Source organism: Pseudomonas sp. GW822-FHT03F08 (assembly GCF_058801265.1).
In genome coordinates, this window is record NZ_JBXANC010000004.1 from 49,453 (window position 1) to 72,834 (window position 23,382).

General features: G+C 61.8%; 21 protein-coding genes. 9 read left to right on the plus strand and 12 right to left on the minus strand.

The genetic code is table 11. The features are described from left to right. Positions 1 to 6: 6 nt before the first annotated feature. Positions 7 to 477 carry an A24 family peptidase gene (locus AC1RME_RS10785; RefSeq protein ID WP_096819723.1) on the minus strand — a complete coding sequence of 157 codons (471 nt, stop codon included), beginning with the start codon at positions 475 to 477 and terminating at the stop codon, positions 7 to 9. A 75-nt stretch (positions 478 to 552) separates the two neighbouring features. On the opposite strand from AC1RME_RS10785, the gene AC1RME_RS10790 reads away from it, so the two are divergent. Both AC1RME_RS10790 and AC1RME_RS10795 read left to right on the plus strand, forming a co-directional pair. Continuing rightward, complete coding sequence (locus AC1RME_RS10790) at positions 553 to 999, plus strand: TadE/TadG family type IV pilus assembly protein (RefSeq protein WP_096819724.1); 447 nt, start codon at positions 553 to 555, stop codon at positions 997 to 999. Then, a complete protein-coding gene (locus AC1RME_RS10795) occupies positions 996 to 3,743 on the plus strand; it encodes a PAS domain-containing sensor histidine kinase (RefSeq protein ID WP_493091183.1) in 2,748 nt (915 codons plus the stop codon). The genes AC1RME_RS10790 and AC1RME_RS10795 overlap by 4 nt, the downstream gene beginning before the upstream one ends. Here the strand turns inward: AC1RME_RS10795 and AC1RME_RS10800 are convergent. The 5 genes from AC1RME_RS10800 to AC1RME_RS10820 form a co-directional block, all read right to left on the minus strand. Next, entirely contained in the window at positions 3,740 to 5,728 is a 1,989-nt protein-coding gene (locus AC1RME_RS10800) for a pilus assembly protein TadG-related protein (RefSeq protein WP_493071223.1), read from the minus strand. The genes AC1RME_RS10795 and AC1RME_RS10800 overlap by 4 nt on opposite strands. Positions 5,729 to 5,865: 137 nt before the next feature. Further along, positions 5,866 to 6,423 carry a DUF4136 domain-containing protein gene (locus AC1RME_RS10805; protein ID WP_096819727.1) on the minus strand — a complete coding sequence of 186 codons (558 nt, stop codon included), beginning with the start codon at positions 6,421 to 6,423 and terminating at the stop codon, positions 5,866 to 5,868. 53 nt (positions 6,424 to 6,476) lie between these two features. Further along, entirely contained in the window at positions 6,477 to 7,085 is a 609-nt protein-coding gene (locus AC1RME_RS10810) for a DUF4136 domain-containing protein (RefSeq protein ID WP_493091185.1), read from the minus strand. Between the two features lie 12 nt (positions 7,086 to 7,097). Continuing rightward, entirely contained in the window at positions 7,098 to 7,847 is a 750-nt protein-coding gene (locus AC1RME_RS10815; RefSeq protein ID WP_096819729.1) for a methyltransferase, read from the minus strand. Beyond that, positions 7,847 to 8,149 (minus strand): MazG-like family protein, encoded by a 303-nt coding sequence (locus tag AC1RME_RS10820; protein ID WP_493091187.1) that lies wholly within the window; start codon positions 8,147 to 8,149, stop codon positions 7,847 to 7,849. Before AC1RME_RS10820 ends, AC1RME_RS10815 begins: the two co-directional genes overlap by 1 nt. A 145-nt stretch (positions 8,150 to 8,294) precedes the next feature. Between AC1RME_RS10820 and AC1RME_RS10825 the strand changes: the two genes are divergently transcribed. Together AC1RME_RS10825 and AC1RME_RS10830 are read left to right on the plus strand one after the other, a co-directional pair. Then, the gene (locus AC1RME_RS10825; RefSeq protein WP_085732747.1) at positions 8,295 to 8,588 is read left to right on the plus strand and encodes a hypothetical protein; all 294 of its coding nucleotides are present in this window, start codon (positions 8,295 to 8,297) and stop codon (positions 8,586 to 8,588) included. Between the two features lie 37 nt (positions 8,589 to 8,625). Continuing rightward, complete coding sequence (locus tag AC1RME_RS10830; RefSeq protein ID WP_102620076.1) at positions 8,626 to 9,975, plus strand: MATE family efflux transporter; 1,350 nt, start codon at positions 8,626 to 8,628, stop codon at positions 9,973 to 9,975. A gap of 19 nt (positions 9,976 to 9,994) precedes the next feature. Here the strand turns inward: AC1RME_RS10830 and AC1RME_RS10835 are convergent, their stop codons facing one another. The 6 genes from AC1RME_RS10835 to AC1RME_RS10860 all read right to left on the minus strand — a co-directional run bounded on the left by AC1RME_RS10835 (position 9,995) and on the right by AC1RME_RS10860 (position 16,682). Further along, the gene (locus AC1RME_RS10835; protein WP_493071230.1) at positions 9,995 to 10,789 is read right to left on the minus strand and encodes a DUF4123 domain-containing protein; all 795 of its coding nucleotides are present in this window, start codon (positions 10,787 to 10,789) and stop codon (positions 9,995 to 9,997) included. Continuing rightward, a complete protein-coding gene (locus tag AC1RME_RS10840) occupies positions 10,786 to 12,129 on the minus strand; it encodes a type VI secretion system Vgr family protein (protein WP_493071232.1) in 1,344 nt (447 codons plus the stop codon). Before AC1RME_RS10840 ends, AC1RME_RS10835 begins: the two co-directional genes overlap by 4 nt. A gap of 232 nt (positions 12,130 to 12,361) precedes the next feature. Continuing rightward, a complete protein-coding gene (gene speA, locus AC1RME_RS10845; RefSeq protein ID WP_493071234.1) occupies positions 12,362 to 14,275 on the minus strand; it encodes an arginine decarboxylase in 1,914 nt (637 codons plus the stop codon). A 219-nt stretch (positions 14,276 to 14,494) separates the two neighbouring features. After that, positions 14,495 to 14,866 carry a translation initiation factor Sui1 gene (locus tag AC1RME_RS10850; protein WP_096819734.1) on the minus strand — a complete coding sequence of 124 codons (372 nt, stop codon included), beginning with the start codon at positions 14,864 to 14,866 and terminating at the stop codon, positions 14,495 to 14,497. 187 nt (positions 14,867 to 15,053) lie between these two features. Continuing rightward, positions 15,054 to 15,611: an NUDIX hydrolase gene (locus tag AC1RME_RS10855; RefSeq protein ID WP_102620079.1), complete on the minus strand. Its 558-nt coding sequence runs from the start codon at positions 15,609 to 15,611 to the stop codon at positions 15,054 to 15,056. A gap of 3 nt (positions 15,612 to 15,614) precedes the next feature. Next, on the minus strand, positions 15,615 to 16,682 hold the full coding sequence (locus tag AC1RME_RS10860) for a DUF2333 family protein (protein WP_096819736.1): 1,068 nt from the start codon (positions 16,680 to 16,682) through the stop codon (positions 15,615 to 15,617). Between the two features lie 416 nt (positions 16,683 to 17,098). Between AC1RME_RS10860 and gcbA the strand changes: the two genes are divergently transcribed. From gcbA to accC, 5 genes are all read left to right on the plus strand, one after another. Then, a complete protein-coding gene (gene gcbA, locus AC1RME_RS10865) occupies positions 17,099 to 18,769 on the plus strand; it encodes a diguanylate cyclase GcbA (RefSeq protein WP_102620080.1) in 1,671 nt (556 codons plus the stop codon). A gap of 1,449 nt (positions 18,770 to 20,218) precedes the next feature. Next, complete coding sequence (locus AC1RME_RS10870) at positions 20,219 to 20,767, plus strand: methyl-accepting chemotaxis protein (protein ID WP_371320910.1); 549 nt, start codon at positions 20,219 to 20,221, stop codon at positions 20,765 to 20,767. A 175-nt stretch (positions 20,768 to 20,942) separates the two neighbouring features. After that, on the plus strand, positions 20,943 to 21,398 hold the full coding sequence (gene aroQ / locus AC1RME_RS10875) for a type II 3-dehydroquinate dehydratase (protein ID WP_096819739.1): 456 nt from the start codon (positions 20,943 to 20,945) through the stop codon (positions 21,396 to 21,398). 24 nt (positions 21,399 to 21,422) lie between these two features. After that, positions 21,423 to 21,887: an acetyl-CoA carboxylase biotin carboxyl carrier protein gene (accB, locus tag AC1RME_RS10880; protein ID WP_096819740.1), complete on the plus strand. Its 465-nt coding sequence runs from the start codon at positions 21,423 to 21,425 to the stop codon at positions 21,885 to 21,887. A 17-nt stretch (positions 21,888 to 21,904) separates the two neighbouring features. Further along, positions 21,905 to 23,263, plus strand: a complete 1,359-nt coding sequence (gene accC, locus AC1RME_RS10885) for an acetyl-CoA carboxylase biotin carboxylase subunit (RefSeq protein ID WP_096819741.1) — start codon at positions 21,905 to 21,907, stop codon at positions 23,261 to 23,263. The last annotated feature ends 119 nt before the right edge of the window (positions 23,264 to 23,382 follow it).

Sequence of the window (23,382 nt, forward strand, 5' to 3'; positions counted from 1 at the left end):
TAGCGACTAATGGATCCAGGGTAGTGCAAGTAAAAACCCGATCAGCACGAACGGCGCAAATGGCAGCTTTTTTGACATCGATGGCGCCATATATCGAAGACGATGCCTAAGCCCTTGACTCATATGCAGCCAGACTCTTGGCGCCAGTAGAATCCAGATCAGGCTCGCCGCGCCGGCACCGATAAAAATCCCGAGCAGCGATGTGCCGTCCGTCGCAAGGCCAAGAGCTGTCATTAATTTCACATCGCCGGCGCCCATTCGCCCCATGAAATACCCGGGCAACGTGAACGCCAGCGCCACCAGGCAAGCCCAACCGCCCTGCCCCGCTTCGGCGCCCATCCAGGTGGTGCCGAAATACACCAGATAGACCAGCGCCAGGGTACCGACCCCCAGGGTCAGGGCATTGGCAATCCGTCGTTGCCGGGCATCCTGTGCCGCGCAGACCGCCAGCCAGATCAGTAGGACAAGACTTTGCATCCGGTAAAAACCGTCCGTTTTTGCTGAATGATTCTATGCTGATACTACGCAGTGACTGTCAGGGTAGACGCACGGATGAAAACCGGCTCTCGGAAGGCGCAAAAAGGTGCGGTGGCGATCGAGTTCGCCCTGGTATTCGTGATCTTTTTTGCGGTGTTTTACGGCCTCGTCAGCTACAGCCTGCCGTTTGTGTTGATGCAGACGTTCAACCAGGTCACGGCCGAAGCGATACGCCGCGCCGTAGCGGTCGATCCCACGATCCCCAACTATTCGACCGTGCTGGTCAGTACCGCCAATGCTGCGTTGACCCAGCAATTGTCGGTGCTGCCGTCGTCACTGAATGTGGTGGTCGGCACTGATACGTCAGCGGTCTATGACCCGACACTTGGCACCCTCACCGTCAGCGTCAATTACCCGGTCAGCAAACTGAATCAGGTCATCCCGTTTCTGGTGTTGCCGGGCGTCGGCACTGTGCCCAGCCTGCCCACCAACCTGACCGCCATCTCGAGCCTGAAATTTTGACCCCGGGTGACAACCTGCTCGGCCGCCTGATGAAGCGGGGCATGCTCGCCAACGATTTGCCGGACGTGCTCGGTTCGCCTTTGACGGGCCTGCATATCCACCTCGACAGCGAAGGCGGCGTGTTGCAAATGGCCGGCCCGCTGCGCCTGCTGCTGGCGCAACAGACGCCCCGTGACAAACCGTTGCCATTGCACGACTACCTGCTGCCTCACAGCACGCTGGCCATCGAGGGCCGGCCGCTGGACTGGCAAGGGCAACTGCTGGATCTGGATTTCCCAGGCCTGAGCGACCAGACCCTGCACCTGCGAGGCTGGGTCCAGCCGCTGGGCAGTGGCTGGCTGCTGCAACTGATGGACATTGCCGACCTGTTGCTCGAACGCCAGCAATCACGTCAGCGCGAAGCGTGCCATCTGATCGCCGAGCAGATCAGCAAACAGTTGCGCAGCTGCAGCCTGGGACGATTGCCGATGCTTGTCAGCGAACAATTGCAAGTGATCGCCCAGCGCTGGCAGATCCCGTGCCTGGCACTCGCGCTGCTCGATGAACAGGAACAGGGCTGGCTGATCCACCAGCAATTCCACGCCCATGACGCACCGGCGCTGTGGCATGACGGCCAGCGTCTGGGCACGCCGCTCGACAGCCTCAATGGCACCGGCCCGCAGCGCCTGGGTGCGCATTACGGCCAGTATGAACACTCACGGGTCCAGGGCCTGTTCGGCAATGCCGAAGGTTTCGCCGTGCCTTACAGCGATGACCGAGGCGTGATGGCGTGGTTGCTCTGCGGCTTTTATGCGGTGGACAAGACCGCGCCGTATCTGACCGATCGCGACTGGCTGATGCTGGCCGGCGCACTGGCGGGGCCGCTGCTCGGACGCCTGCGTGAACAGCAACATCAGCTGCAACTGGAGCGATTGGAATCCTTGCAGACATTGCTCGGCACCGGCTGGTGGGAAATCGACAATGGCGAACAAATTCACCTGGCTCCGACGCTGGCCACCCTCCTGCAACAGGACAGGCTGACACTGACGCTGGAAAACTGGCTGATGCTGATCCACCCCGCTGACCGCGAAGAAGTCCGCAGCCGCCTGCAAGCCCTGCAACTGCACGGGGAAATCCTCGACCTGTGCGTGCGTTTGCATCATCCCGACGCCGGTCAGATGCCGGCATGGTATCGCCTTCAGGGACAAGTCACCGGCACCGGCGATCACCGCCGGCTGGTGGGTTTCATGCTCGACATCAGCGACATCAAGAACCAGCAGCAACTGGCCGCTGCAGCCCATGCGCGGCTGGACAACCTGATCGCCAGTTCTCCGGCGGTCATTTACGTCCAGCACTACGTCGAAGGGGCCTTGCTGCCAGCGTTCTTCAGCGCCAGTCTGCAACCGTTAATGGGCTGGAGCCTGGAAGACTGCGACGCCAGCGCGCTGGCAGAGCGGATTCATCCAGATGACCGGGCCCTGTATTTCGAACGGACCCGACAACTGCTGCGCGAAGGCTCGGTACGCGCCCGTTATCGGTTGCGCGACAGTCGCGGCGATTATCACTGGCTGCTCGACGAAGCCCGGCTGTTGCGCAATGACCTCGGCCTGCCGGTGGAGGCCGTCGGTTTGTGGCTGGACGTCACCGAAGCGACGCTGGCCGCCGAACAGGTCAGACAGAGTGAAGAACGCTACCGGATTCTGGTGGAAGACTCGCCGGCGATGATCTGCCGCTATCGCCCGGACCTCATTCTGACGTTCGGCAACCGGCCGCTGGCGACGTACTTGGAATGCGCCCCGGAAGCCCTGGCGGGCGTCGATCTGGGCAGCTGGATGTCCGACGTTCAGCGCGCCGCCTTCGTTGAGCACCTGGCGTTGCTGACCCCGCAATCACCCGTCAGCACCGCGGAAATCAACCTGCAATTGCCGGGGCGCGAACATGCGTGGTGGGTGTGGTCGGATCGCGGGGTGTTCGATGAGCACGGAAAACTGATCGAAGTGCAGGCGGTGGGCCGCGACAACACCGAAGTGCGCCGCTCCCAGCAGCAACTCACGCAAAGCGCGAAAATGGCCACCCTCGGCGAAATGGCCACAGGTCTCGCCCACGAAATCAATCAGCCGCTGAACGTCATGCGCATGGCCATCGTCAACGTGCAGAAGCGCCTGAGCAACGGCGATGTGCAGATCGATTACCTGACCGACAAACTCAATCGCATCGACGCGCAGGTCCAGCGCGCCGCGAAAGTAGTGGACCACATGCGGGTGTTCGGCCGCCGTTCCGAGATCGAGCAACAACTGTTCAACCCGGCCAGCGCCATCGAAGGCACGCTGTCGCTGCTGGCCGAAGGCATGCGTGGCAAAGGCGTGGATTTGCGCATCAGTGAAACCGCGTTCGAGGTTCAGGTACGCGGTTATGTCGATCAGCTTGAGCAGGTATTGATCAACCTGATGGTCAACGCTCGGGATGCGTTGCTGGGCAAGCGTGAGTCCGATTCAGCGTTCAAACCGTGGATCTCGATCTATGCCGAGCGCGACGAGCAGAAAGTAAGACTGTGGGTCGAGGACAACGGCGGCGGTATCGACTCGCGACTGCTGGAGCGGATTTTCGAACCGTTCTTCACCACCAAACCGGTGGGTGTCGGCACCGGTCTGGGGTTGTCGGTGAGTTACGGGATCATCGACAACATGGGCGGTCATCTCAGTGTGCGCAACTCGGTGGACGGCGCACGGTTCTGCATCGAACTGCCGATCGCCCCCGACGACTAGATCACCAGATACGCCTTGCCGGTCTGGCCGCAGGTCATGTTGGCGCCGACGTCGACATCCATCAGATTGATCCCCAGCCCGCTGAGCAAATTGTTGAGCAGCGGGTCGAGCAGCGGACTCACGAGGTTGGTAATGAGCGGCTGCAGGATCGTCGTGACGCTGCTGATGAGACCCGCCACGCCAGCGACAACGGCGCCAAGGGGATTGCTGCCGACCGGTTGGTAGACAATCAGATTGATCCCGGCGAGGGTGCTCGCCAGGCTGTTGACGATGTTGCTGGAGGGCGCAGCGGAAATCACGCTCGGCGGCAGTTTCAGGTTTGGCGGCGTGGCGAACGGCGTGCCGCTGGAAAACACCAGATCCTGAGTATTCTGCGCCACGCTGGTGTTGACCATGATCGCAATGCCGCCGGCGGCGTATTGAACGTGGGTGCTTGGATCGCAGCCACCAATGCCCAAAATCGTATGGCAGGTCACAATACCCAGGTCCACCAGGGGCAACGGGGTGACCGTGGGCTCGGCAGAGGATGAAAACGCGTTGGTCGGGTCGATCTTGCCCAGTTTGAGGTCGGCAACCGACGTGATGGTGTGGGCCGTCAGGCTTTTGGTGCCGCTATTGTCGGTCGGGCAGCTGTAGTCGGTGACGTAGCTGATGGCGCCGCCGGCATCCAGGCTGATGTCGATTTCCGGTGATGGCAACAACAACGGGTCCATTCGCTCGCAACTGAGACAGACGAGTGAGTTCACCAACGAGACCAGATTCAGGGTCAACAACTGATTGATGGTCGTGGACAGCGTGCCGACCAGCCCCAATACCGCGTTGCTCAGCCCGGCCACCCCGGATAACACCGGCAGATTCACTGAAAGCATCGTGCGGATCTGCGCCGTGCGCACATAAATGCGGTTCGGCCCGGTGGGATTGGCCTTGGCCAGCGCCGGATCACCAATCGCAGAGAACTGCGGCGGCTCGATGACCTTGACCCGCACCGTGACATTCGCCAGCCCCAGCACGCTGATCGGCAAGGTCGCGGCCACCGCACTTTTGCTGTTGGCCAACTGAATCACCCCCTGAACCAGTTGCAGCAATTGCAGATTGGCGTCGAGTCCGGCCGCCGTGGTGCCGGTCTGCAGTTGCAGGATGTCACCGAGCTTTACCGGCGCGGCATTGGTTGCCGCCACTTGCAGCTGGCCCAACGCAGTGATTACGTCGGCTGTCGCGCCATTGAGTTGCACCACCGAGACAGCAGCCTGAATCAGTTGCGTCACCGTGGCCTGGGTATTGAGCAACTGGGTGTAGTTGCCAGCGGCCACGTTGAGGTTGATCGCCAGTTGATTCAGGTAGCTGAGCAGGTTGATGTCGGTGTTGAGCAAGCCGTTCCAGCCCAAGGCCGTCAGGTTGACGTTGCCACCGAGCAACCCGGAAAACAGCGGGTTGAGGATGTTCGACTGGGCGGTGTTGATGCTGGCCAGGTTACTGCGGATATTCAGTTGGGCGACGGTCGGCTTTGGCAGGGCGGCCACCGCCGAGGCGTAGAGCACAGTGTTGAGACTGACCGGCGTGCTACTGAACAGCGCCTGCACGCCCCCGGCAAAACTGGTGGTCACGGTGTGGTTGACCGCGACCTTGACCGCCGCCGATTGCGTGGCATCCACCGTAAAGGTGCGCAGGCCGCTGGCAGCGGTCACCAGCGTTCCGCAATCGACCACGATGACGTTGTTGGCATCGGCGGTAAAACCGTTGCGGGTCGCACTTTGCCCGGCGTAGCTGGCGGCGGTGAGTCCCGGCAGGCAATTGCCGCCACGGCTGACGGCTTCCAGGGCGGCGGTATCCACCAGTCGCTGCAGTTTGCGTTGCTCCATGTACAACCGGCCGGTGTCCACCACCAGCAGCATCAATATCAGTGCCAGGCTGAGGGTGGCAGCCGCCATCAAGCCGATGGCCCCCCGCTGCCGGGCCGGGCCGCCACACTGTGAATGACGCGACATGGCGCACTCCTTTGCCGGCGCACAGCCGGGCGCAACCTCCATGGGTGGGTGTCAGTGTAGACGTGGCACAACGAGACTGCTGGCAACGCGCCATGCAAAAAAAACGGGAGCCCATGGCTCCCGTTTTTTGCACTGGCTTAGCGCGGTGGATAGTTCGACAGGATTCGCGTCACCGTCTCGCGAATGGCGTTGCTGCGATCCGCCGGGTTCGGCGTGCGACTGAGCATCTGTTCATCGCTGCCGCGCCACACCAGTTTGCCGTCCTTGCCGTCGAGCAGATCAACCTGAATGGTCGCCACCTTGTAGGTGATGTTGCGGGTTTCGTTGTACATCGGTGCGCCCCAGTAACCGTTCCACGGGCCACCCCAACCGCCGCCGTAGTTGGTGGTCACCTGTTGCTGGCGATCCTCGACGATCAGGTAGGTCTGCACATTCAAGTCACCTTTGCTGCCCGCAGCGGCCGGACGCAGGCCGCGCTGGTCGAGTTGATCGGCGACAGACTGGCGGATGCGCTGTTCGGTCAGGTCGCTCTTGATCCGTGGGTCGTCGGGACGGTATTGCAGGGCGGGTTCTTTCCAGCTCCAGCTACGGTAGGCGGCAAAGTCGCGGCTGGCGTCGAAGTCATGATTGACCTGGTTCGCGGCGCACGCACTGAGCAGCGCGGCCACGGCCAGTAAAGCGAGACGGCGGAACATGGTTTTTCTCCGGTGGAAGACATGAACCTGGGGAGCTTCTCATTGGCAGGAAGCTAACTGGGAGGATACGCCGACATTGCCTTTTCGACAGCCTCCCGGATCGCATCGGCCCGGTCACTCTGGTTGCCCTGGGTGCCGGTTTCGGCGCTGGCACTCCAGACCGGCTGACCGCTGCCGGCATCGAACAGATCGACTCGAACCACCACGACCAGCTCCTGATAGGTGCGTACGATCGGCACTGTGTTGTACATCCCGTAGCCTCGGCCGTAACGGTCATAACCACCGTATCCGCCGTACCCGTAATCGTCCTGGACCTGGCGCAGTCGGGTTTCCAGACTCAGGTTGGCACTGACAAACAGGTCGGCCGGGCGATTGTCATGCAACGGGCGCAAGCCACGTTGGTCCAGCGCATTGCTCACCGCCTCGGCCACTTGCGCCGAATCCGCCCATGCGCTGCCCGCAGGCAGGCGCCCATTGAGCCACGCCCAACTGCGGTAGCGCCCGTAATCCCTTGGCGGTGCCGGGTAGGCGCTGCGATCGAAGGTGGTCGCGGCTTGCGGTGGTGCCGGCGGCAATGGCCGCGACTGCGCCACATAGGGATTGCTGCCCTGACACGCGGCCAACCCCAGACAGATCAGCAGTAACCCTGAATGACCTTTCATTTCACGCTCCGATCAGATCGGCCGGCAGATCCAGTGCAAGTAACGCCCAAGCCCGGCGAAGCTTGGGTGACGACGGTGGGCGAGCTCCATCTCGAGCAAATCGATCAACTCGGCGCGGGCCTGGAATTCCACCGGCATGTAATCGTGGAAAACCCGCACCCCGCTCTGAGTTTCGACCTGCCACAACCCTTCGAGTTGCGCGGCCAGCTCCCGTGGATCGAGCGGCTGCTGCGGGGTCAGGCTCTGCTTCTCGCCGGCCATGTCGTTCTTGCGCATTTTCTTGAAATGGCCTTTGAGCAGGTTGCGATAAACCAGCGCATCACGGTTGTAGAACGCCAGCGACAGCCAGCCGCCGGGCTTGGTCAGTTGATGCAGCACCGGCAGGATCGCGTGGGGTTCGGCCAGCCATTCGAGCACGGCGTGGCAGATCACCACGTCATAGGGTTCGGTGAGTTGACCGAGCAGTTCCTGCCACGGCGCCTGAATGAACGTCGCGGTCTGCCCGGCCTCGGCGAAACGCTGACGCGCGCCTTCGAGCATCGGTTCAGCCGGCTCGGTAAAGGTCACGTCGTGCCCACGCTCGGCCAGCCACAGCGACATGTGGCCAAGACCACCGCCGATGTCCAGCACCCGCAACGGGCGATCCGGCAGGGCTTCGGCAAGATCCGCCTGCAACACCGCGAGGCGGATCGCGCCTTTGGCTCCGCCGTAGATTTTTTCGGCGAAACGGGTCGCCAACTGATCGAAATGACGGTCGCTCATCAGCTGAACCGCCGTTCGCTGTCGGCGAGCTTGCTGCGCACCACTGCATTCATGTCCAGCCCCAGTTCGCTGCACAGCAGCAACAGATAGAGGACGATATCACCGACTTCCTGGCCGGCATGGGCCAGTTTGTCCGCGGGCAATTCGCGCGACTGGTCTTCGGTCAGCCACTGGAAGATTTCCACCAGCTCGGACATCTCCACGCTGGCAGCCATGGCCAGGTTTTTCGGGCTGTGAAATTGCCGCCAGTCATTGCGGTCGCGAATGGCGTGCAGGCGTTCGGTCAGTTCAACAAGGTTCATCGTTTTCTCCTGAAGGCGTATAGCTTCGGGGGGATGCTGCGCGAAGGCAAGGGGCAGCCACCACCCGGCAAACCCTCTATGCTTGCAGGGAACTCGGCCGCCCCCGGCGCGGCCCAAGGCTCAGCTCTTTCATCAGGATGCAAACATGCAGGTAGAAAGCTTTTTCGAATGGCTGGGCCAGGCGCTCGGCTCGATCATCCGCTTCATCGTCGACGGCCTGAGCGGCCTGTTCAACATCTTGGGCAATGCCGGCGGCAACTTCGTCGACGGGCTGGCGAAGGCCTTGGGCATGGACACTTCGATCATCAGCATCATCGCGCTGATCGTCGGCCTGATGCTGCTGTGGTCGGCGATCCGCGCATTCATGAATGCGTCGATCATTGCGGGAATCATCTGGTTGCTGCTGGGGTTGTGGCTGCTGAGCTGGATCATTCACTGACCCCACCCGCTACAATGCCGCTCCCCAAGGAGCCCGCATGTCCAACCTGATCGCCGACTGGCGCGACCGCCCGACCCATCGCCGGGTCTGGGCCCTCGCCGCCCCCATGATCCTTTCCAACATTTCCGTGCCGCTGGTGGCGCTGGTCGACAGCACCGTCATCGGTCACCTGCCCCACGCCCATCAGTTGGGCGCGGTGGCGGTCGGGGCCAGCCTGTACACCTTTCTGGCCTGGGCCATGGGTTTCCTGCGCATGGGCACCACCGGGTTCGCCGCACAGGCTGCCGGGCGCAGCGATGGTGCGGCGCTGCGGCAAATCCTGCTGCAAGGTCTGTTGCTGGCCATGGGCCTGGCACTACTGCTGGGTGCCGTGGGCGTGCCGCTGAGCGGTGTCGCCCTGCACTTCATGCAGCCTTCGCCGGAACTCAATCAGTTGACCCGCGACTTCTTCCACACCCGCCTGTTCGGGCTGCCGGCGGCACTGGCCAGTTATGCGCTGGTCGGCTGGTTCCTCGGCACCCAGAACGCCCGGGCGCCGCTGGCGATTCTGCTGACGACCAACCTGATCAACATCGTGCTGAACCTGTGGTTCGTCATCGGCCTGGACTGGGGCGTGGTCGGTTCGGCCCGGGCTTCGGTGATCGCCGAATGGAGCGGCGCCCTGCTCGGTCTGGCGCTGACCCGCAAGGCCCTGCGCGCCTATCCTGGGCACATCGTCTGGGCCGCATTGAGGTTGTGGCAGAGCTGGCGACCGCTGCTGGGGGTCAACCGCGACATCTTCATCCGCAGCCTGGCGCTGCAATCGGTGTTTTTCCTGATCACCGTACAAGGCGCACGACTGGGTGACGCTACGGTCGCGGCCAATGCGCTGCTGCTCAATGGCCTGCTGTTGACCGCCCATGCGCTGGACGGTCTGGCCCACGCGGTCGAAGCCTTGTGCGGGCATGCCATTGGCGCCCGCGATCGCCTCGCCCTGCGCCGTTCGCTGGTGGTGGCCGGCGGCTGGTCGCTGCTCGCAAGCCTGGGCTTTGCCGCGCTGTTTCTTTTTGCCGGGCACCTGTTCATAGAGATGCAGACCGATATCCAGAGCGTGCGCGACACCGCGTTCATCTACCTGCCTTACCTTGCCGTCCTGCCGTTGATTGCGGTCTGGAGCTACTTGCTCGACGGTCTGTTCATCGGCGCCACCCGCGCCCGGGAAATGCGCAACGGCATGCTGCTGACGGTCGCTCTGCTGGTGCCGTTCGCCTGGGCGCTGAACGGGCTGGGCAATCACGGGCTGTGGATTTCATTCCTGCTGTTCATGGTGCTGCGCAGCCTGACTCTCGGCACATTGGCGTGGCGACTGCGGCGCAACGACGGCTGGTTTGTCGGCACCGTTCACTGAGGCGATGAAGGGGAGCACCTCACTCCGGATCGTTCTGCCAGCGTCGACGCAGATGGTCGAGCCGCTCTTGCTGGGTCAATCCTTGTGGCGGTTGCATCAGTTCTGCCCGGGGATGCTGCAAGCGTAGCCACAACCAGTCGTCCAGCACGGCCCGCTCGCTGAAACCCAAAGTCAGGCCCTGTTCAACGTGGGAGGACAACGTGCGGTAATCGGTTCCCGTCGATTGGCTCCAGCGCCAGATATGTTGCTCCAGCAGGCAGCGATGCAGGCGCTCACGTTGATGATGGGTAAGCCCCTGTTCAATCTTCAGTGGCTCGATGGCCAGTCCCGGATTTCGCAGCTGTTGCCAGCCCAGGCTGCCGCTCGCCCGGTCGGCCCAGGTGCCGCCGAACCAGCGCAGCCAACTGATCGGCCCGAGCCAGCGGCTCAACTGGCGGGCATCGCAGGCGTCGAAAAAGTAACTGGCGGTCTGCCGGTCGTAGTAACTGAGCAGCGCACGATGATTCAGGCCGACGGAAACCGTCAGCATCCGTTGCAAATGTTCACGCAGTGATTCGCTCGAGGCATCGCTGCCTAGCAGCAGCCCGCACCAGGTCTGTGGGTCTGTGTGACACAACGCCGACAACACCGGGCAATCGCGCAGATCGACCAACAACGGCCCCTGCTCGCACACGGGCTGAAACTCCGTGCCGTCAAACAGCTTCAGGCTCGGTACGCCGGAGAACGCCTGACGCAATACGCTCAACGCCTGCGGTGCATGCCCGACATCCAGCAACAGCCATTGCGCACGCTGCCCCGGCGCCTTGCCACTCATCGTCCATCGCCAGGGCTGAACCCGGCGACCAGTCGGCAGCTGCACACCGACTCCCGGCAGTGGTGATAACTGCCGCCTCCCGGCATCAGACACAGCAGCAGCAAGGGCTCGCCCGTCTTCAGCCATGGCGCCAGGCCTTCACTCGCCAGGGTGTCGGGCAGTGGCGGCGGTTCGTCATCCTCATGGCACTCAGTGGTTGCCGCCGACTGCAGAACACCACTGATCACCGGTTGCTCGGGATCGCCCTCGAGAAAGCTCACCACCACCTCGACGCCTTCACGCAATGACGTCAGCGTCGTATCCGCCAACGCAGGAGCCAATGGCAGCCAGCAGTGGCTGGGTTTTGCCCCTTCGCCCTGATAGAGCCAGTCGAACTGCACCGCGACCGGCCGCGAGCGATCCGGTTGCGGCTCGTCGACCGCCACCACCCAGGCCCGCTGCAAACTGCCCATGCGCAATGCCGAACGTTCGACGACCGGTTCACACGCCTGCAAGTGCTCGCCGGCACAGAGGCGGTTGCTGTAGGAGGGTTCGAGCATCTGATCGGCGCGGTGCTCGATACGGGTCAACAGCCAGTGGGTGTCGCACTCTGCAAACGGCCGCGGGGACAAACTCAGCCACCGACCGCAACGCAGGGTTGGCACATCGGAGTGTCCCTGCGCCGTTCGGGTCCGCAGGGCGTCATCACCGGGCTCTCGGACCCGCTCCCGCATCAGCCAGCGGCGCACCGCCGGCGCACGCCCCTGCGCCGCGAAACTCACCCTCCCCGTTTGCGGCAGCAACGCCGGATCGTCACCGAACACCAGGCAATGGTTCTCGCGCCCATGTTCGAAGTGATAGTGGATCCGCGACTGCGCGCACAAGCGCTGCACCAGTTGCAGGTCCGATTCGCCGTATTGAGTGCAAAACCTGCGTGACGGGTGGTCCGCCTGCAATTCGAACCGGCGCTGATGGCCGCTGATACCGTGCTCCCTGAGCACCTGATCGAGGATCTGCGGCACCGACCGGCCACTGAAGATTCGCTGGCTATGGCGCAGGCCCAGACAACTCAGCTTCGGGCCCAGTCGTGCCCGGCACAATCTGGCGCCATGCCCCTGTTCGTGCTGGACAAGACCCTGCAACTGTCCGTGCACGCCGTTGCCCGAAGGCCCGAAGCACAGACGCGCCGAGCGGTACAGCAGGCCGGCAAGGTCGAGATGAGGGTCGTCGATCAACAGATCGATTTCGAACGAAAAAGGCTCGCTGATCGCCTCGCAACCGGTAAAGGCCAGGACTTCGAGCGGGGCGGACAGACCCGTGACATCGAGACGAAACGACGACTCGTCGGCTGGATCGAACATGGGCGATTCTCTACAGGAGGGGCGGCCGGGGATTCTCGCCGAGAGCCATGGCCGAGTAGAGAGCCGAAGTACAAATTAGGAAATGGCCTACGCGAAAAGCAGACAACATCACTTTTCTTGTGAGGATGAAGGCCAATTCGCTAGCAGAAAAAGAGAAGTCTCATCAGGTCATCCGAAACTTCCGCTGCGTGCGGAACAATTTCAGACAACCTGATGGATTCGGAACCTGACGTCAGGAAGACAGGTAGGAGGAACGGGTCAGACCCAGGCGCAGCGCATCGAGGAACTGGGTACGTTCGGTAGCGCTGATACGGGCACTGGCGCACTTGTCGCGGTAGTGGGTCATCAGCTCTTCCGGCGACAGGTGCACATAGCGCAGCATGTCTTCGATGGTGTCATGAGTTTCGATCCCGGCGTGGTACACGCTGCCGTCGGCGTTCTGGTAGATGTTCACCGAGTCGGTGTCACCGAACAGGTTGTGCATGTCGCCGAGAATTTCCTGATAGGCGCCCACCAGGAAGATACCCAGCAGGTAATCCTCACCTTCATTCAGCCCGTGCACCGGCAGACTGGTCTCGATGCTCTGCTCGTCGACGTATTGTTTGATCTTGCCGTCGGAGTCGCAGGTCAGGTCTTGCAGGACAGCACGACGCAGCGGCTCTTCGTCGAGACGGTGCAGCGGCAGAATCGGCAACACCTGGCCGATGGCCCAGGTGTCCGGCAGGCTCTGGAACACCGAGAAGTTGCAGATGTACTTGTCGGCCAGCTTGTCGTTGAGCTCGTCCAGCACCTGACGGTGCGAACGCTGACGCGCTTTCAACGAGTTGTGCAGGCGACGGCACACGGCGAAGTAGCACTGTTCGGCCAGGGCTTTCTCGGCCAGGGTCAGTTTGCCATCGGCGTACTGGGCAGCCACGTCGCTCATGTAGTGAGTGGCGCGCCAGTAGGTTTCGGTGACCATTTCGATGTCGGTCGGGCCCAGCAGATCAACCAGCCATTGCACGGTTTCCGGCAGCGACTCCTTGTTCTCGATCTGCGGCACGTCGTCGTTGTGCTTCTCGACGTCGGTGACTTGCACCACCAGCATGGCGTGGTGTGCGGTCAGCGAGCGGCCACTTTCAGAGAAAATGTTCGGATGCGGCAGGCTCTGCGCATCGCAGAATTCCTTGAGCATGCCGACCACGACACCGGCGTAGTCGTCCATGTCGTAGTTGATCGAACTGGCATTGCGCGAGTGGGTACCGTCGTAGTCGACACCCAGACCGCCACCGACGTCGATGTGATCGACCGGCAGACCCAGGTTGCGCAATTCGCCGTAATAACGGATCGCTTCCTTGAAGCCGTGCTGGTAGTCGGCCAGGTTGGCGATCTGCGAACCCATGTGGAAGTGCAGCAGGCGGATGCCCTGATCCAGGCCGGCGGCGCGGAATCGCTCGACCACGGACAGCAGTTGCGCGGCCGACAGACCGAACTTGGATTTCTCGCCACCGGTGTCCGCCCACTTCGACGAAGCCAGCGACGACAGGCGAACACGCAGGCCGACCTGTGGCTTGACCTTCAGCGAAGCCGCTTCTTCGATCACCAGACCGACTTCGGATTCTTTCTCGATCACGATGAACACGTTGTGGCCGAGCTTCTGGCCCATCAGCGCCAGACGAATGAACTCGCGGTCCTTGTAACCGTTGCAGACGATGGTGCCGCCCTTCGGTGCCAGCGCCAGCACGGCCAGCAGCTCAGGCTTGGAGCCGGCTTCCAGACCGATGGAGACGTTCTGGGTCGCGATGATGTTTTCGATCACCGCTTCCTGCTGGTTGACCTTGATCGGGTACAGCGCGGTGTACTTGCTCTGGTACTCCAGACGCTCGATGTTGGCATCGAACGCACCGGTCAGCTGACGGACGCGGTCTTGCAGAATGTCGGGGAAACGCACCAGCAGCGGCAAGGACAGACCGCTCTTGCGCAGCTGGTCGACTTGTTCGAACAGGTCGATCGGTGAACTGCTCGGGCCGTTCGGACGAACTTCGACGCGACCGGCGTCATTGATCGCGAAATACCCGGCCCCCCAATGGCGAATCCCGTAAACACTGCGGCTGTCCGCAACTGTCCATTGGCTGCCATCGTCTTTGCGTGTGCGTCGTACGGACATCGAAGTCCCCTATAAAGAAGTCATAGTGCGTCGCCTGATTGCAGGCCGGCGCAGTCTAAAGAATGAAAATGACGGTTCGTCAGCGGGGCGGTAGACCGCGCTGACAGCGTTGAGTTTAGAAACCGGTCATGAACAGGCTCTGTGAAAACCATGGAGACGACGCCGGGACTGATGACAATCAGAGCCGGATCAAGCCGCTGGTGGTTTTCACAGAGGCTGCTAGCCGCCGGACTTCTTCGCCTTGAAACCGTGCTTGATCAACTCGGCCAAGAGTAGCTCGACATGATCGCCCTGGATTTCGATGATCCCGTCTTTCAACGCACCGCCGGTGCCGCAACGTTTCTTCAACGTTGTCGCCAGCTCCTTGAGTGCGTCTTCGGCCAGGGGCACGCCGGTGATGGTGGTCACCGTCTTGCCGCCACGGCCCTTGCTCTCGCGGCGCACGCGGGCAATACCGTCGCCGGCCGGGATCACGGTTTGTCTGCAGATACAGGCGTCCACCGGCTTACTGCATTCCGGGCAATGACGACCTGCGTCGGTGGAAAATACCAGGCCGCCCAGGGCGGCGAAGGATGCGGCTTTTTTGGCCACCGGCAATCCTCTTGGGAGGACAAAGACTGATCGCAGCCTTGGGCAAGGCTATCGACCGCGAAGCCCCACTCAGGCAGGGGCAGCGCTACTGTGCCGGTTGCTCCTGTAAAGCAGGCCGGCACAGCTTGAAAAGGTCGCGCAGTGTAACGGCAAAAACGCCGATTGCTAAGTGCCAATCGGCGCCATTTTATGAGTTCTTTGCGACGTTGCTTTGTTGAGCCTTCAGATAGCGCTTCAAGGCTGCCAGAGAGTCCGGGCAATAAGGCTTTTGCTCGATTTCCAGCATGACCTGGGCGACCGGAATGAAGCGCGCTTCGAGCACTTCTTCCGGCTGCAGGATCAACGGCCCGTCCCACACCGCCGAGAACGCCGAGCACCACAGGCGATTGCCGGTGTCCTCGAAGTAGAAATGGTCGTGGGCCGTCAGCTCGACACCGCTCACCCCCAACTCTTCTTCCAGCTCACGGGCCGCCGACTCGGCGTAGGACTCGTTCGCCTGCACCATGCCGCCCGCCGCCACATCCCAGTAGCCGGGATAAATGGCTTTGCTCAGGGTCCGCCGGTGGACACAGAGTTCACCGGCGGAGTTGAACAGCATGATGTAGGTGCCACGCCCGATCAGCCCGCGCTCGCGCAAGTCGGAGCGCACCAGGGCGCCGAGCAGGTTGTCCTGCTCGTCGACCCAAGCGATCTGTTCGGCATCCGAGGCCGCCCGGTGGGCCGCCTCTCTGGCGTTGTCGCTCATGACTCAGCCCTGATTGAGCAGTTGACGAAGATCGATCACGGCGGCGTTGGCCCGGGAAATGTAGTTGGCCATCACCAGCGAGTGGTTGGCCAGCACCCCGAAGCCGCTGCCGTTGAGGATCATCGGGCTCCACACCGGCTCCTGGGATGCCTCCAGTTCACGAATGATCTGGCGCACGCTGACCGTGGCGTTCTTCTTCGCCAGCACGTCGGCGAAATCGACTTCGATGGCACGCAGCATGTGCGACAGCGCCCAGGCCTGACCGCGGGCTTCATAGAACACGTTGTCGATCTGCATCCACGGGGTCTCGACGATTTCCTCGTCGACCTGTGGCACTTCACCCACCGCCGGCACTTCGGTTTTCAGCGCGGTGTTGAGCTTGACCCGGCCGACACTGGCCGACAGGCGTTGCGACAGCGAACCGAGACGAGTCCCGACATCACCCAGCCAGTTGTTCAGGTTGTCGGCGCGAGCGTAGAACAGCGCGTTCTTTTGCGTCGGGTCAGACAGGCGCGCCTGATAACGGCTCAGGGAGTTGATGCCTTCCTGGTATTCCGACTCGCTGGACGGCAGGATCCAGCTCTTGTTGTCAAAGTTGAAGCGCGGTTCGGCCTTGGCCAGATCGGCGTCTTCAGCCGATTGCGACTGCGAGCGGGCGAAGTCCTTGCGCAAGGCACGGGTCAGGTCACGCACCTGCACCAGCACGCCATATTCCCAGCTCGGCATGTTGTCCATCCACAGGCCCGGCGGGAAACGGTCGTTGGAAATGTAGCCGCCCGGCTTGTTCAGCAGCGTGCCGGCGACGGTCTTCAGGGTTTCGACGGTGGTGTAGCCAACCACCATCTGCTTGCCTTCTTTCTCGGCGGCAAGCTGTGCGTTCTGCGCCACGGGGAACAGGGCCGGCTCTTCACTCCAGTACCAGCCCAGGCCGATGGTCACCAACAGATAAATACCGACCAGCGTGGCCAGCGCGCGGCTGAACAACAGGCCGCCAACATAGCTGCGCGCGGCCGACTTCGGCTCGGCGGCACGTTCGGGCGCGCTGCCCGCGCGATTCTTCCAGTCCAGCATGGCGATATCCTTTCAATCTTGGGTTCAACGGTTCGACAGCAACCATACAACAACGTGCCTCTGGCCCGCACCCGTCAATAATGACAGGGGGTGACTCTTTGGGCCTGCCGTCGTGCGCTAAGGGATTCCCTGATACCCGTCGCCCTGAGAAAACCTTGTCGATACCGATGGAAAAATTCGTGAACCCTCAGGTTTTCGTTTCGCGCTTTCGGCAGAAGCTGGTTCTCGATGCGCCACGAAGTGCCCTGTTCACGGGGACTTTCCCGACGATCCGGTTCGGATTGAAACCCGCCGGTCGGAAACTGAATGGTGACGCACCGCAGATTATTGACGTACGACACTCATGTAACCGGAAAGAGGTGCTAGCATAGAGCCACCAGTCGATCTCAGCATGCACCCTAACTAGTAGTCAGGATATGACCGAGCCAGAAGACCCCAGCCGTGAGCGCCTCAAGCACCACTTTGCCCAGCGGGTAATTCATCAGGCACGTCAGATTCTTGAGATATGGCAGCGCCTGCAACGCAGTGAGTGGTCCACTGCCGACCTCGCCGAACTGAGCGAGGCCAACCTGCGCCTGCTGCGTTTTGCCGAGCGCTTCGAACAGCCCGAGCACACTCAACTCGCCCACCACATCAGCCAGTCGCTGGAAGCGGTGGACGCCAATCGCGGGCGCCTGAGCAGTGGCCTGATCACCGACCTCAACCGTTTGATGCAGCGTTTGTCGCGCACCGGCCTGCGCCATGGCGATCAGCTCGACCAGACCTTTCTGCCGCCCCTGCGCAAACCGATCTACGTGATGCTTCAGGATCACGACCGCGCCGAGCGGCTGGCCAAGCAACTTGAGTTTTTTGGTCTCAGTGCCCAGGCGCTGGACAGCGTGTCGGCGTTTCGCTCCTCGATGGTCGAGCGCCTGCCGGCCGCGATCGTCATGGACGTGGACTTCAGCGGCGCCGGCGTCGGCCTGAAACTCGCCGCCGAGGCCCAGCAAGGTCTGGAAGAACCGTTGCCGCTGCTGTTCTTCAGCTTGCATGAAACCGACACCCCGACCCGCCTCGCCGCCGTGCGCGCGGGTGGTCAGGAATTCCTCACCGGCACCCTCGAAGCCTCGAGTCTGCTGGAAAAAATCGAAGTCCTGACCTGCGTCGCCCAGTACGAACCTTATAAAGTGCTGATCATCGACGACTCCCGCGCCCAGGCGATGCACACCGAGCGCCTGCTCAACAGCGCCGGGATTGTCACGCGCACATTGATCGAGCCGATTCAGGCCATGGCCGAGCTGGCGGATTTCCAGCCGGACCTGATCATCCTCGACATGTACATGCCGGCCTGCACCGGCACCGAACTGGCCAAGGTCATCCGCCACAACGACCGCTACGTCAGCGTGCCGATCATTTACCTGTCGGCCGAAGACGACCTGGACAAGCAGCTCGACGCTATGAGCGAGGGTGGCGACGACTTCCTGACCAAACCGATCAAGCCGCGTCACCTGATCACCACGGTGCGCAACCGCGCAGCGCGTGCGCGCAATCTCAAGGCGCGAATGGTCCGCGACAGCCTCACCGGCCTGTACAACCACACGCACATTCTTCAGTTACTGGAAGACTGCTCGTTCCGCGCCCGCCGCGAAAACAAGCCGCTGAGTTTTGCGATGCTCGACATCGACCACTTCAAACGGGTCAACGACAGCCACGGCCACCCCATGGGCGACCGAGTGATCAAGAGTCTGGCGCTGTTCCTCAAGCAGCGTCTGCGCAAGACCGATTTCATCGGCCGTTACGGCGGCGAAGAATTCGCCATCGTCATGCCCGACACCGATATAGACGCCGCGCACAAAGTGCTCGACGAAATTCGCCAGCGCTTCGCCGAAATCCATTACCCGGCCCAACCCCACGATCTGTGGTGCACGTTCAGCGCCGGGGTGGTGGAGATGCACGACGATTCCGACAGCCTGATGATGGCGAGCCAGGCCGACGAGGCGCTGTACCGCGCCAAGGGTGAAGGCCGCAATCGGGTGCAGACCGCGCGGGACTCAAAGCAAAGTGCCACTTTTTCACCGGATTCCACTGATTCGGTCATAACCCTGTAACAGAACCGCAATAAATTCAGGCGCTTACCATTTCTGCCGTTGGTAGCCGTCATGCGCCTGAAGTTGCTCACCAATCTCAACACGCTGTTGCTGGTCGCCGTCTGCGTGGCCCTCGGCGCCACGCTGTGGTGGTCGCAGAAAGCCCTCGAACGCCCTTATCTGCTGATGGAGCGCTACCTCGGGCTGTCCCAGCAATTTCAGAATGAAGTCGCGCGCAACGTCGAGGACTACCTCGGTAGCGGCGACGCCCTGCGCCTGAGCAGCGCCAGCCAGGCCATCGACAGCCTGCAGAAAGAGCTCGGCGAACTGCCGCCGGCATTAGCCGATACCCTGCGCCCGAGCCTGTCTAGCCTCGACGAATTCAGCAAGACCGACCTGCTCGCCGCCGGCAAACTGGCCGGCGATCCGCAAGCCTTGCTGTTGCAGGCCGAGCGCGAACTGAGCGCCAGCCTCGATCAACTCAGCACCTATGCCGGCGGCAACTCGACTTACCTGACGCCGCTGCTCGCGGCCTCTCAACATCTGGGCAAGTTGTCGCTGGCCCGGGACAAACTGGTCAGCAGCGGGCGCAGCGAACTGGCTGCCGATGTCGAACGCGAAGTCACCAACATCCGCACCCAGGCCCAGGCAATCGATGCCCTGCCCCTGCTCGGTGTGGTCACCCGCAGTGAATCCGGCAGCGACGATTTCGCCTCGATGATGGGCATTGAAAGCACTGAAAAAGCGGTCGCCGAAGATGCCGGCGTCGGCCTCAAACGCGAACTCAACAGTTTGCTCGGCCGTTACCCTGCAGAACTGGCCCGTACTCGCGACCAGATCCAGAAACGCACCGAGCTCAGCACCGCCACCCACCAGAAAATCGCCGCCGTTCAACAAGCCATCTCCGGTCTGGAGCCGGTGGTACGCGCCCAGCACGGCCAGATTCAGAGCGAAGTCCGCCTGATGCAAGGCGTGATGATCGGCCTGATCCTGTTGATCGCCCTGCTGATCGACACCCTGCAGCGACGCCTGGCCCGTACCCTGACCAACCTCGCACCGGCGCTGTCGACCTGGGCCGAAGGTGACTTCAGCCGTGACATTCATCTGGGCAAGACCAACCGCGAACTGCACGACATCGAAGCCTCGCTCAATCGCCTGCGAGCCTATCTGGTGGATCTGGTCGGGACGATTCGCGGCAATGCCGAACAAGTGGCGGGCAGCAGTCGCACCCTCGCCGATCTGAGCAATGACCTGCACAGCGGCGCGGAGCATCAGGCCGGCGATACAGCGCTGATCCGCGACTCCCTGAGCGAACTGGAAGCGACCATCCAGCAAGTGGCCGGCGATGCGCGTCAGGCCGCAGACGCCAGCCGTCACGCAGGACAGGCTGTCGAGCATGGGCAAAAAGTCATCGGCCTGAGCCTCACCGGCCTGCATGCACTGGTAGAAGAAGTGCAAGGCAATGCGCAGATGATCGAGCATCTGGCCGAAGAGTCGGCCACCATCGGCGGCGTGCTGACGGTGATTCGCTCGATTGCCGACCAGACCAACCTGCTGGCCCTCAACGCAGCGATCGAAGCCGCCCGCGCCGGGGAAATGGGCCGTGGCTTTGCCGTGGTGGCCGAGGAAGTCCGCTCACTGGCGCAACGCACCGCCGGCGCCACCGCAGAAATCCAAACCTTGATCGCCGGCCTGCAAACTGCGGCCCGACAATCGGTCGAAGGCATGCGCGCTCAGGTTGAACACGCCGAAGCCACAGCCAATCAGGCGCAATCGGCGGACGGCGCGCTGGACAAGATCGTCGGCGCAATCCAGACCATTTCCGACACGGCTGTGCGCATCGCCGATGTCACCGCGCAGCAAAGTGGCGCGGTCAGCGAAATCCGCGATCACAGCGAACGGATTCACCAATTGGGTGGGGATAACTTGCTGCGCATCGGCGAAGGACGCGAACAGGGGGAGAATCTGCTGGTATTGGGTGGGCAACTGCATACAGCGGTTCAGGCTTTCCGCGTCTGATCGCAACTCTGCGGGGTTTGGCGGTGCGAATGACCGGATCTGATCACTCAGTCACATATTTCGCGCAAACATCGGAGATCGTGCTGGCTATTGCAGAGAACTGGACAGTCACAAAGTCTTTGCGGCATAGTCGCCGGGTTCTGACGAAGGCTCACCCATAACAAGGAACACGCAGATGGCAACGCTACTGGTGCTGCACGGCCCCAACCTGAACCTGCTCGGCACCCGCGAACCCGGGACCTACGGGTCGACGACCCTGGCGCAGATCAATCAGGACCTGGAACGCCGCGCCCGTGAAGCCGGCCATCACCTGCTGTACCTGCAAAGCAACGCCGAGTACGAATTGATCGACCGCATCCACGCCGCACGCGGCGAAGGTGTGGACTTCATTCTGATCAACCCAGCAGCTTTTACACACACAAGTGTCGCATTACGTGACGCGCTGCTGGCGGTGAGCATCCCATTCATCGAAGTGCATTTGTCCAACGTGCACAAACGCGAACCTTTCCGCCATCACTCTTACTTCTCCGACGTAGCGGTGGGAGTGATCTGCGGCCTTGGCGCCAGCGGTTATCGACTGGCCCTGGAGGCTGCACTAGAGCAGCTTGAACAACAAGCTATACGCCCCTGACCGACCCTTGGGAGTTGATGATTCATGGATATCCGTAAAGTTAAGAAACTGATCGAATTGCTGGAAGAGTCCGGCATCGACGAGCTCGAGATCAAGGAAGGCGAAGAGTCCGTACGCATCAGCCGCCACAGCAAGACCCCGGCGCAGCAGTACTACGCACCGGCTCCGATGCAGGCTCCGGCCGCTGCACCTGTTGCCGCTGCCGCTCCAGTCGCTGCCGCCGCTCCAGCTGCCGCTGCTGCTCCAGCGCTGAACGGCACCGTTGCCCGTTCGCCGATGGTCGGCACCTTCTATCGCAAATCTTCGCCAACCTCGCCGTCCTTCGTTGAAGTCGGCCAGACCGTGAAGAAAGGCGACACCCTGTGCATCGTTGAAGCCATGAAGATGATGAACCACATCGAAGCTGAAACCAGCGGTGTGATCGAGTCCATCCTCGTCGAAGACGGCCAGCCGGTTGAGTACGACCAACCGCTGTTCACCATCGTTTGAACTGCGGAGAGCCTTTGATGACTGCGAAGTTGGAAAAAGTTCTGATCGCTAACCGCGGTGAGATCGCCCTGCGGATTCTGCGTGCCTGCAAAGAGATGGGCATCAAGACCGTCGCCGTTTACTCCAAGGCCGACAAAGAGCTGATGCACCTGGGTCTGGCAGACGAATCCGTCTGCATCGGCCCGGCTTCTGCCGCGCACTCTTACCTGCACATCCCGGCAATCATCGCGGCCGCTGAAGTGACTGGCGCTACTGCCATTCACCCAGGCTACGGTTTCCTCGCGGAAAACGCCGACTTTGCCGAGCAGGTCGAGAACTCCGGTTTCGCTTTCATCGGCCCGAAAGCCGACACCATTCGCCTGATGGGCGACAAGGTATCGGCCAAGCACGCGATGATCGAAGCGGGCGTTCCAACCGTTCCAGGCTCCGACGGCCCACTGCCGGAAGACGAAGAAACGGCGCTGCGCATCGGTCGTGAAGTCGGCTACCCGGTGATCATCAAAGCCGCTGGCGGCGGCGGTGGTCGCGGCATGCGCGTGGTGCACAAGGAAGAAGACCTGATCGCCTTCGCCAAGCTGACCCGCACCGAAGCTGGCGCGGCGTTCGGCAACCCGATGGTCTATCTGGAAAAATTCCTGACCAACCCGCGTCACGTCGAAGTACAGGTTCTGTCCGACGGCCAGGGTAACGCCATCCACCTGGGCGACCGTGACTGCTCGCTGCAGCGCCGTCACCAGAAGGTCCTCGAAGAAGCGCCGGCACCGGGCATCGACGAGCAGGCCCGCAAGGAAGTCCTCGCTCGCTGCGTCAAGGCGTGCGTCGACATCGGCTACCGTGGCGCCGGCACCTTCGAGTTCCTGTACGAGAACGGTCGTTTCTACTTCATCGAAATGAACACCCGTGTTCAGGTGGAGCACCCGGTTTCGGAAATGGTCACCGGTATCGACATCGTCAAGGAGATGCTCAGCATCGCCGCTGGCAACAAGCTGTCGTTCACTCAGGATGACGTGGTCATCCGCGGTCACTCGCTGGAATGCCGGATCAACGCTGAAGACCCGAAAACCTTCATGCCGAGCCCGGGCACGGTCAAGCATTTCCACGCTCCAGGCGGCAACGGCGTTCGCGTCGATTCGCACCTGTACAGCGGTTATGCAGTTCCGCCGAACTACGACTCGCTGATCGGCAAGCTGATCACTTACGGCGCCACCCGCGACGAAGCCATGGCACGCATGCGCAATGCCCTGGACGAAATCGTGGTTGACGGGATCAAGACCAACATCCCGCTGCACCGTGACCTGACCCGCGACGAAGGCTTCTGCAAAGGGGGCGTGAACATTCACTACCTCGAGCACAAGCTGGCTGGCGAGAAGCACTAAACTTCAGCCCGCACCTGACAAAGCCGCCTTCGGGCGGCTTTGTTGTTTCCGAAGGTTTCATCTGCTCACACATTACCCGCTCCCACAAAACCGTCGCGCTCGCGTAAACTTGCGCGCTT

What these genes read in the sequence shown, in the direction of transcription:
- AC1RME_RS10785 (WP_096819723.1), bottom strand. Translation starts at nt 477, where the DNA reads ATGCAAAGTCTTGTCCTACTGATCTGGCTGGCGGTCTGCGCGGCACAG.
- AC1RME_RS10790 (WP_096819724.1), top strand. Translation starts at nt 553, where the DNA reads ATGAAAACCGGCTCTCGGAAGGCGCAAAAAGGTGCGGTGGCGATCGAG.
- AC1RME_RS10800 (WP_493071223.1), bottom strand. Translation starts at nt 5,728, where the DNA reads ATGTCGCGTCATTCACAGTGTGGCGGCCCGGCCCGGCAGCGGGGGGCC.
- AC1RME_RS10805 (WP_096819727.1), bottom strand. Translation starts at nt 6,423, where the DNA reads ATGTTCCGCCGTCTCGCTTTACTGGCCGTGGCCGCGCTGCTCAGTGCG.
- AC1RME_RS10810 (WP_493091185.1), bottom strand. Translation starts at nt 7,085, where the DNA reads ATGAAAGGTCATTCAGGGTTACTGCTGATCTGTCTGGGGTTGGCCGCG.
- AC1RME_RS10815 (WP_096819729.1), bottom strand. Translation starts at nt 7,847, where the DNA reads ATGAGCGACCGTCATTTCGATCAGTTGGCGACCCGTTTCGCCGAAAAA.
- AC1RME_RS10820 (WP_493091187.1), bottom strand. Translation starts at nt 8,149, where the DNA reads ATGAACCTTGTTGAACTGACCGAACGCCTGCACGCCATTCGCGACCGC.
- AC1RME_RS10825 (WP_085732747.1), top strand. Translation starts at nt 8,295, where the DNA reads ATGCAGGTAGAAAGCTTTTTCGAATGGCTGGGCCAGGCGCTCGGCTCG.
- AC1RME_RS10830 (WP_102620076.1), top strand. Translation starts at nt 8,626, where the DNA reads ATGTCCAACCTGATCGCCGACTGGCGCGACCGCCCGACCCATCGCCGG.
- AC1RME_RS10835 (WP_493071230.1), bottom strand. Translation starts at nt 10,789, where the DNA reads ATGAGTGGCAAGGCGCCGGGGCAGCGTGCGCAATGGCTGTTGCTGGAT.
- AC1RME_RS10840 (WP_493071232.1), bottom strand. Translation starts at nt 12,129, where the DNA reads ATGTTCGATCCAGCCGACGAGTCGTCGTTTCGTCTCGATGTCACGGGT.
- speA (WP_493071234.1), bottom strand. Translation starts at nt 14,275, where the DNA reads ATGTCCGTACGACGCACACGCAAAGACGATGGCAGCCAATGGACAGTT.
- AC1RME_RS10855 (WP_102620079.1), bottom strand. Translation starts at nt 15,611, where the DNA reads ATGAGCGACAACGCCAGAGAGGCGGCCCACCGGGCGGCCTCGGATGCC.
- AC1RME_RS10860 (WP_096819736.1), bottom strand. Translation starts at nt 16,682, where the DNA reads ATGCTGGACTGGAAGAATCGCGCGGGCAGCGCGCCCGAACGTGCCGCC.
- gcbA (WP_102620080.1), top strand. Translation starts at nt 17,099, where the DNA reads ATGACCGAGCCAGAAGACCCCAGCCGTGAGCGCCTCAAGCACCACTTT.
- AC1RME_RS10870 (WP_371320910.1), top strand. Translation starts at nt 20,219, where the DNA reads ATGATCGAGCATCTGGCCGAAGAGTCGGCCACCATCGGCGGCGTGCTG.
- aroQ (WP_096819739.1), top strand. Translation starts at nt 20,943, where the DNA reads ATGGCAACGCTACTGGTGCTGCACGGCCCCAACCTGAACCTGCTCGGC.
- accB (WP_096819740.1), top strand. Translation starts at nt 21,423, where the DNA reads ATGGATATCCGTAAAGTTAAGAAACTGATCGAATTGCTGGAAGAGTCC.
- accC (WP_096819741.1), top strand. Translation starts at nt 21,905, where the DNA reads ATGACTGCGAAGTTGGAAAAAGTTCTGATCGCTAACCGCGGTGAGATC.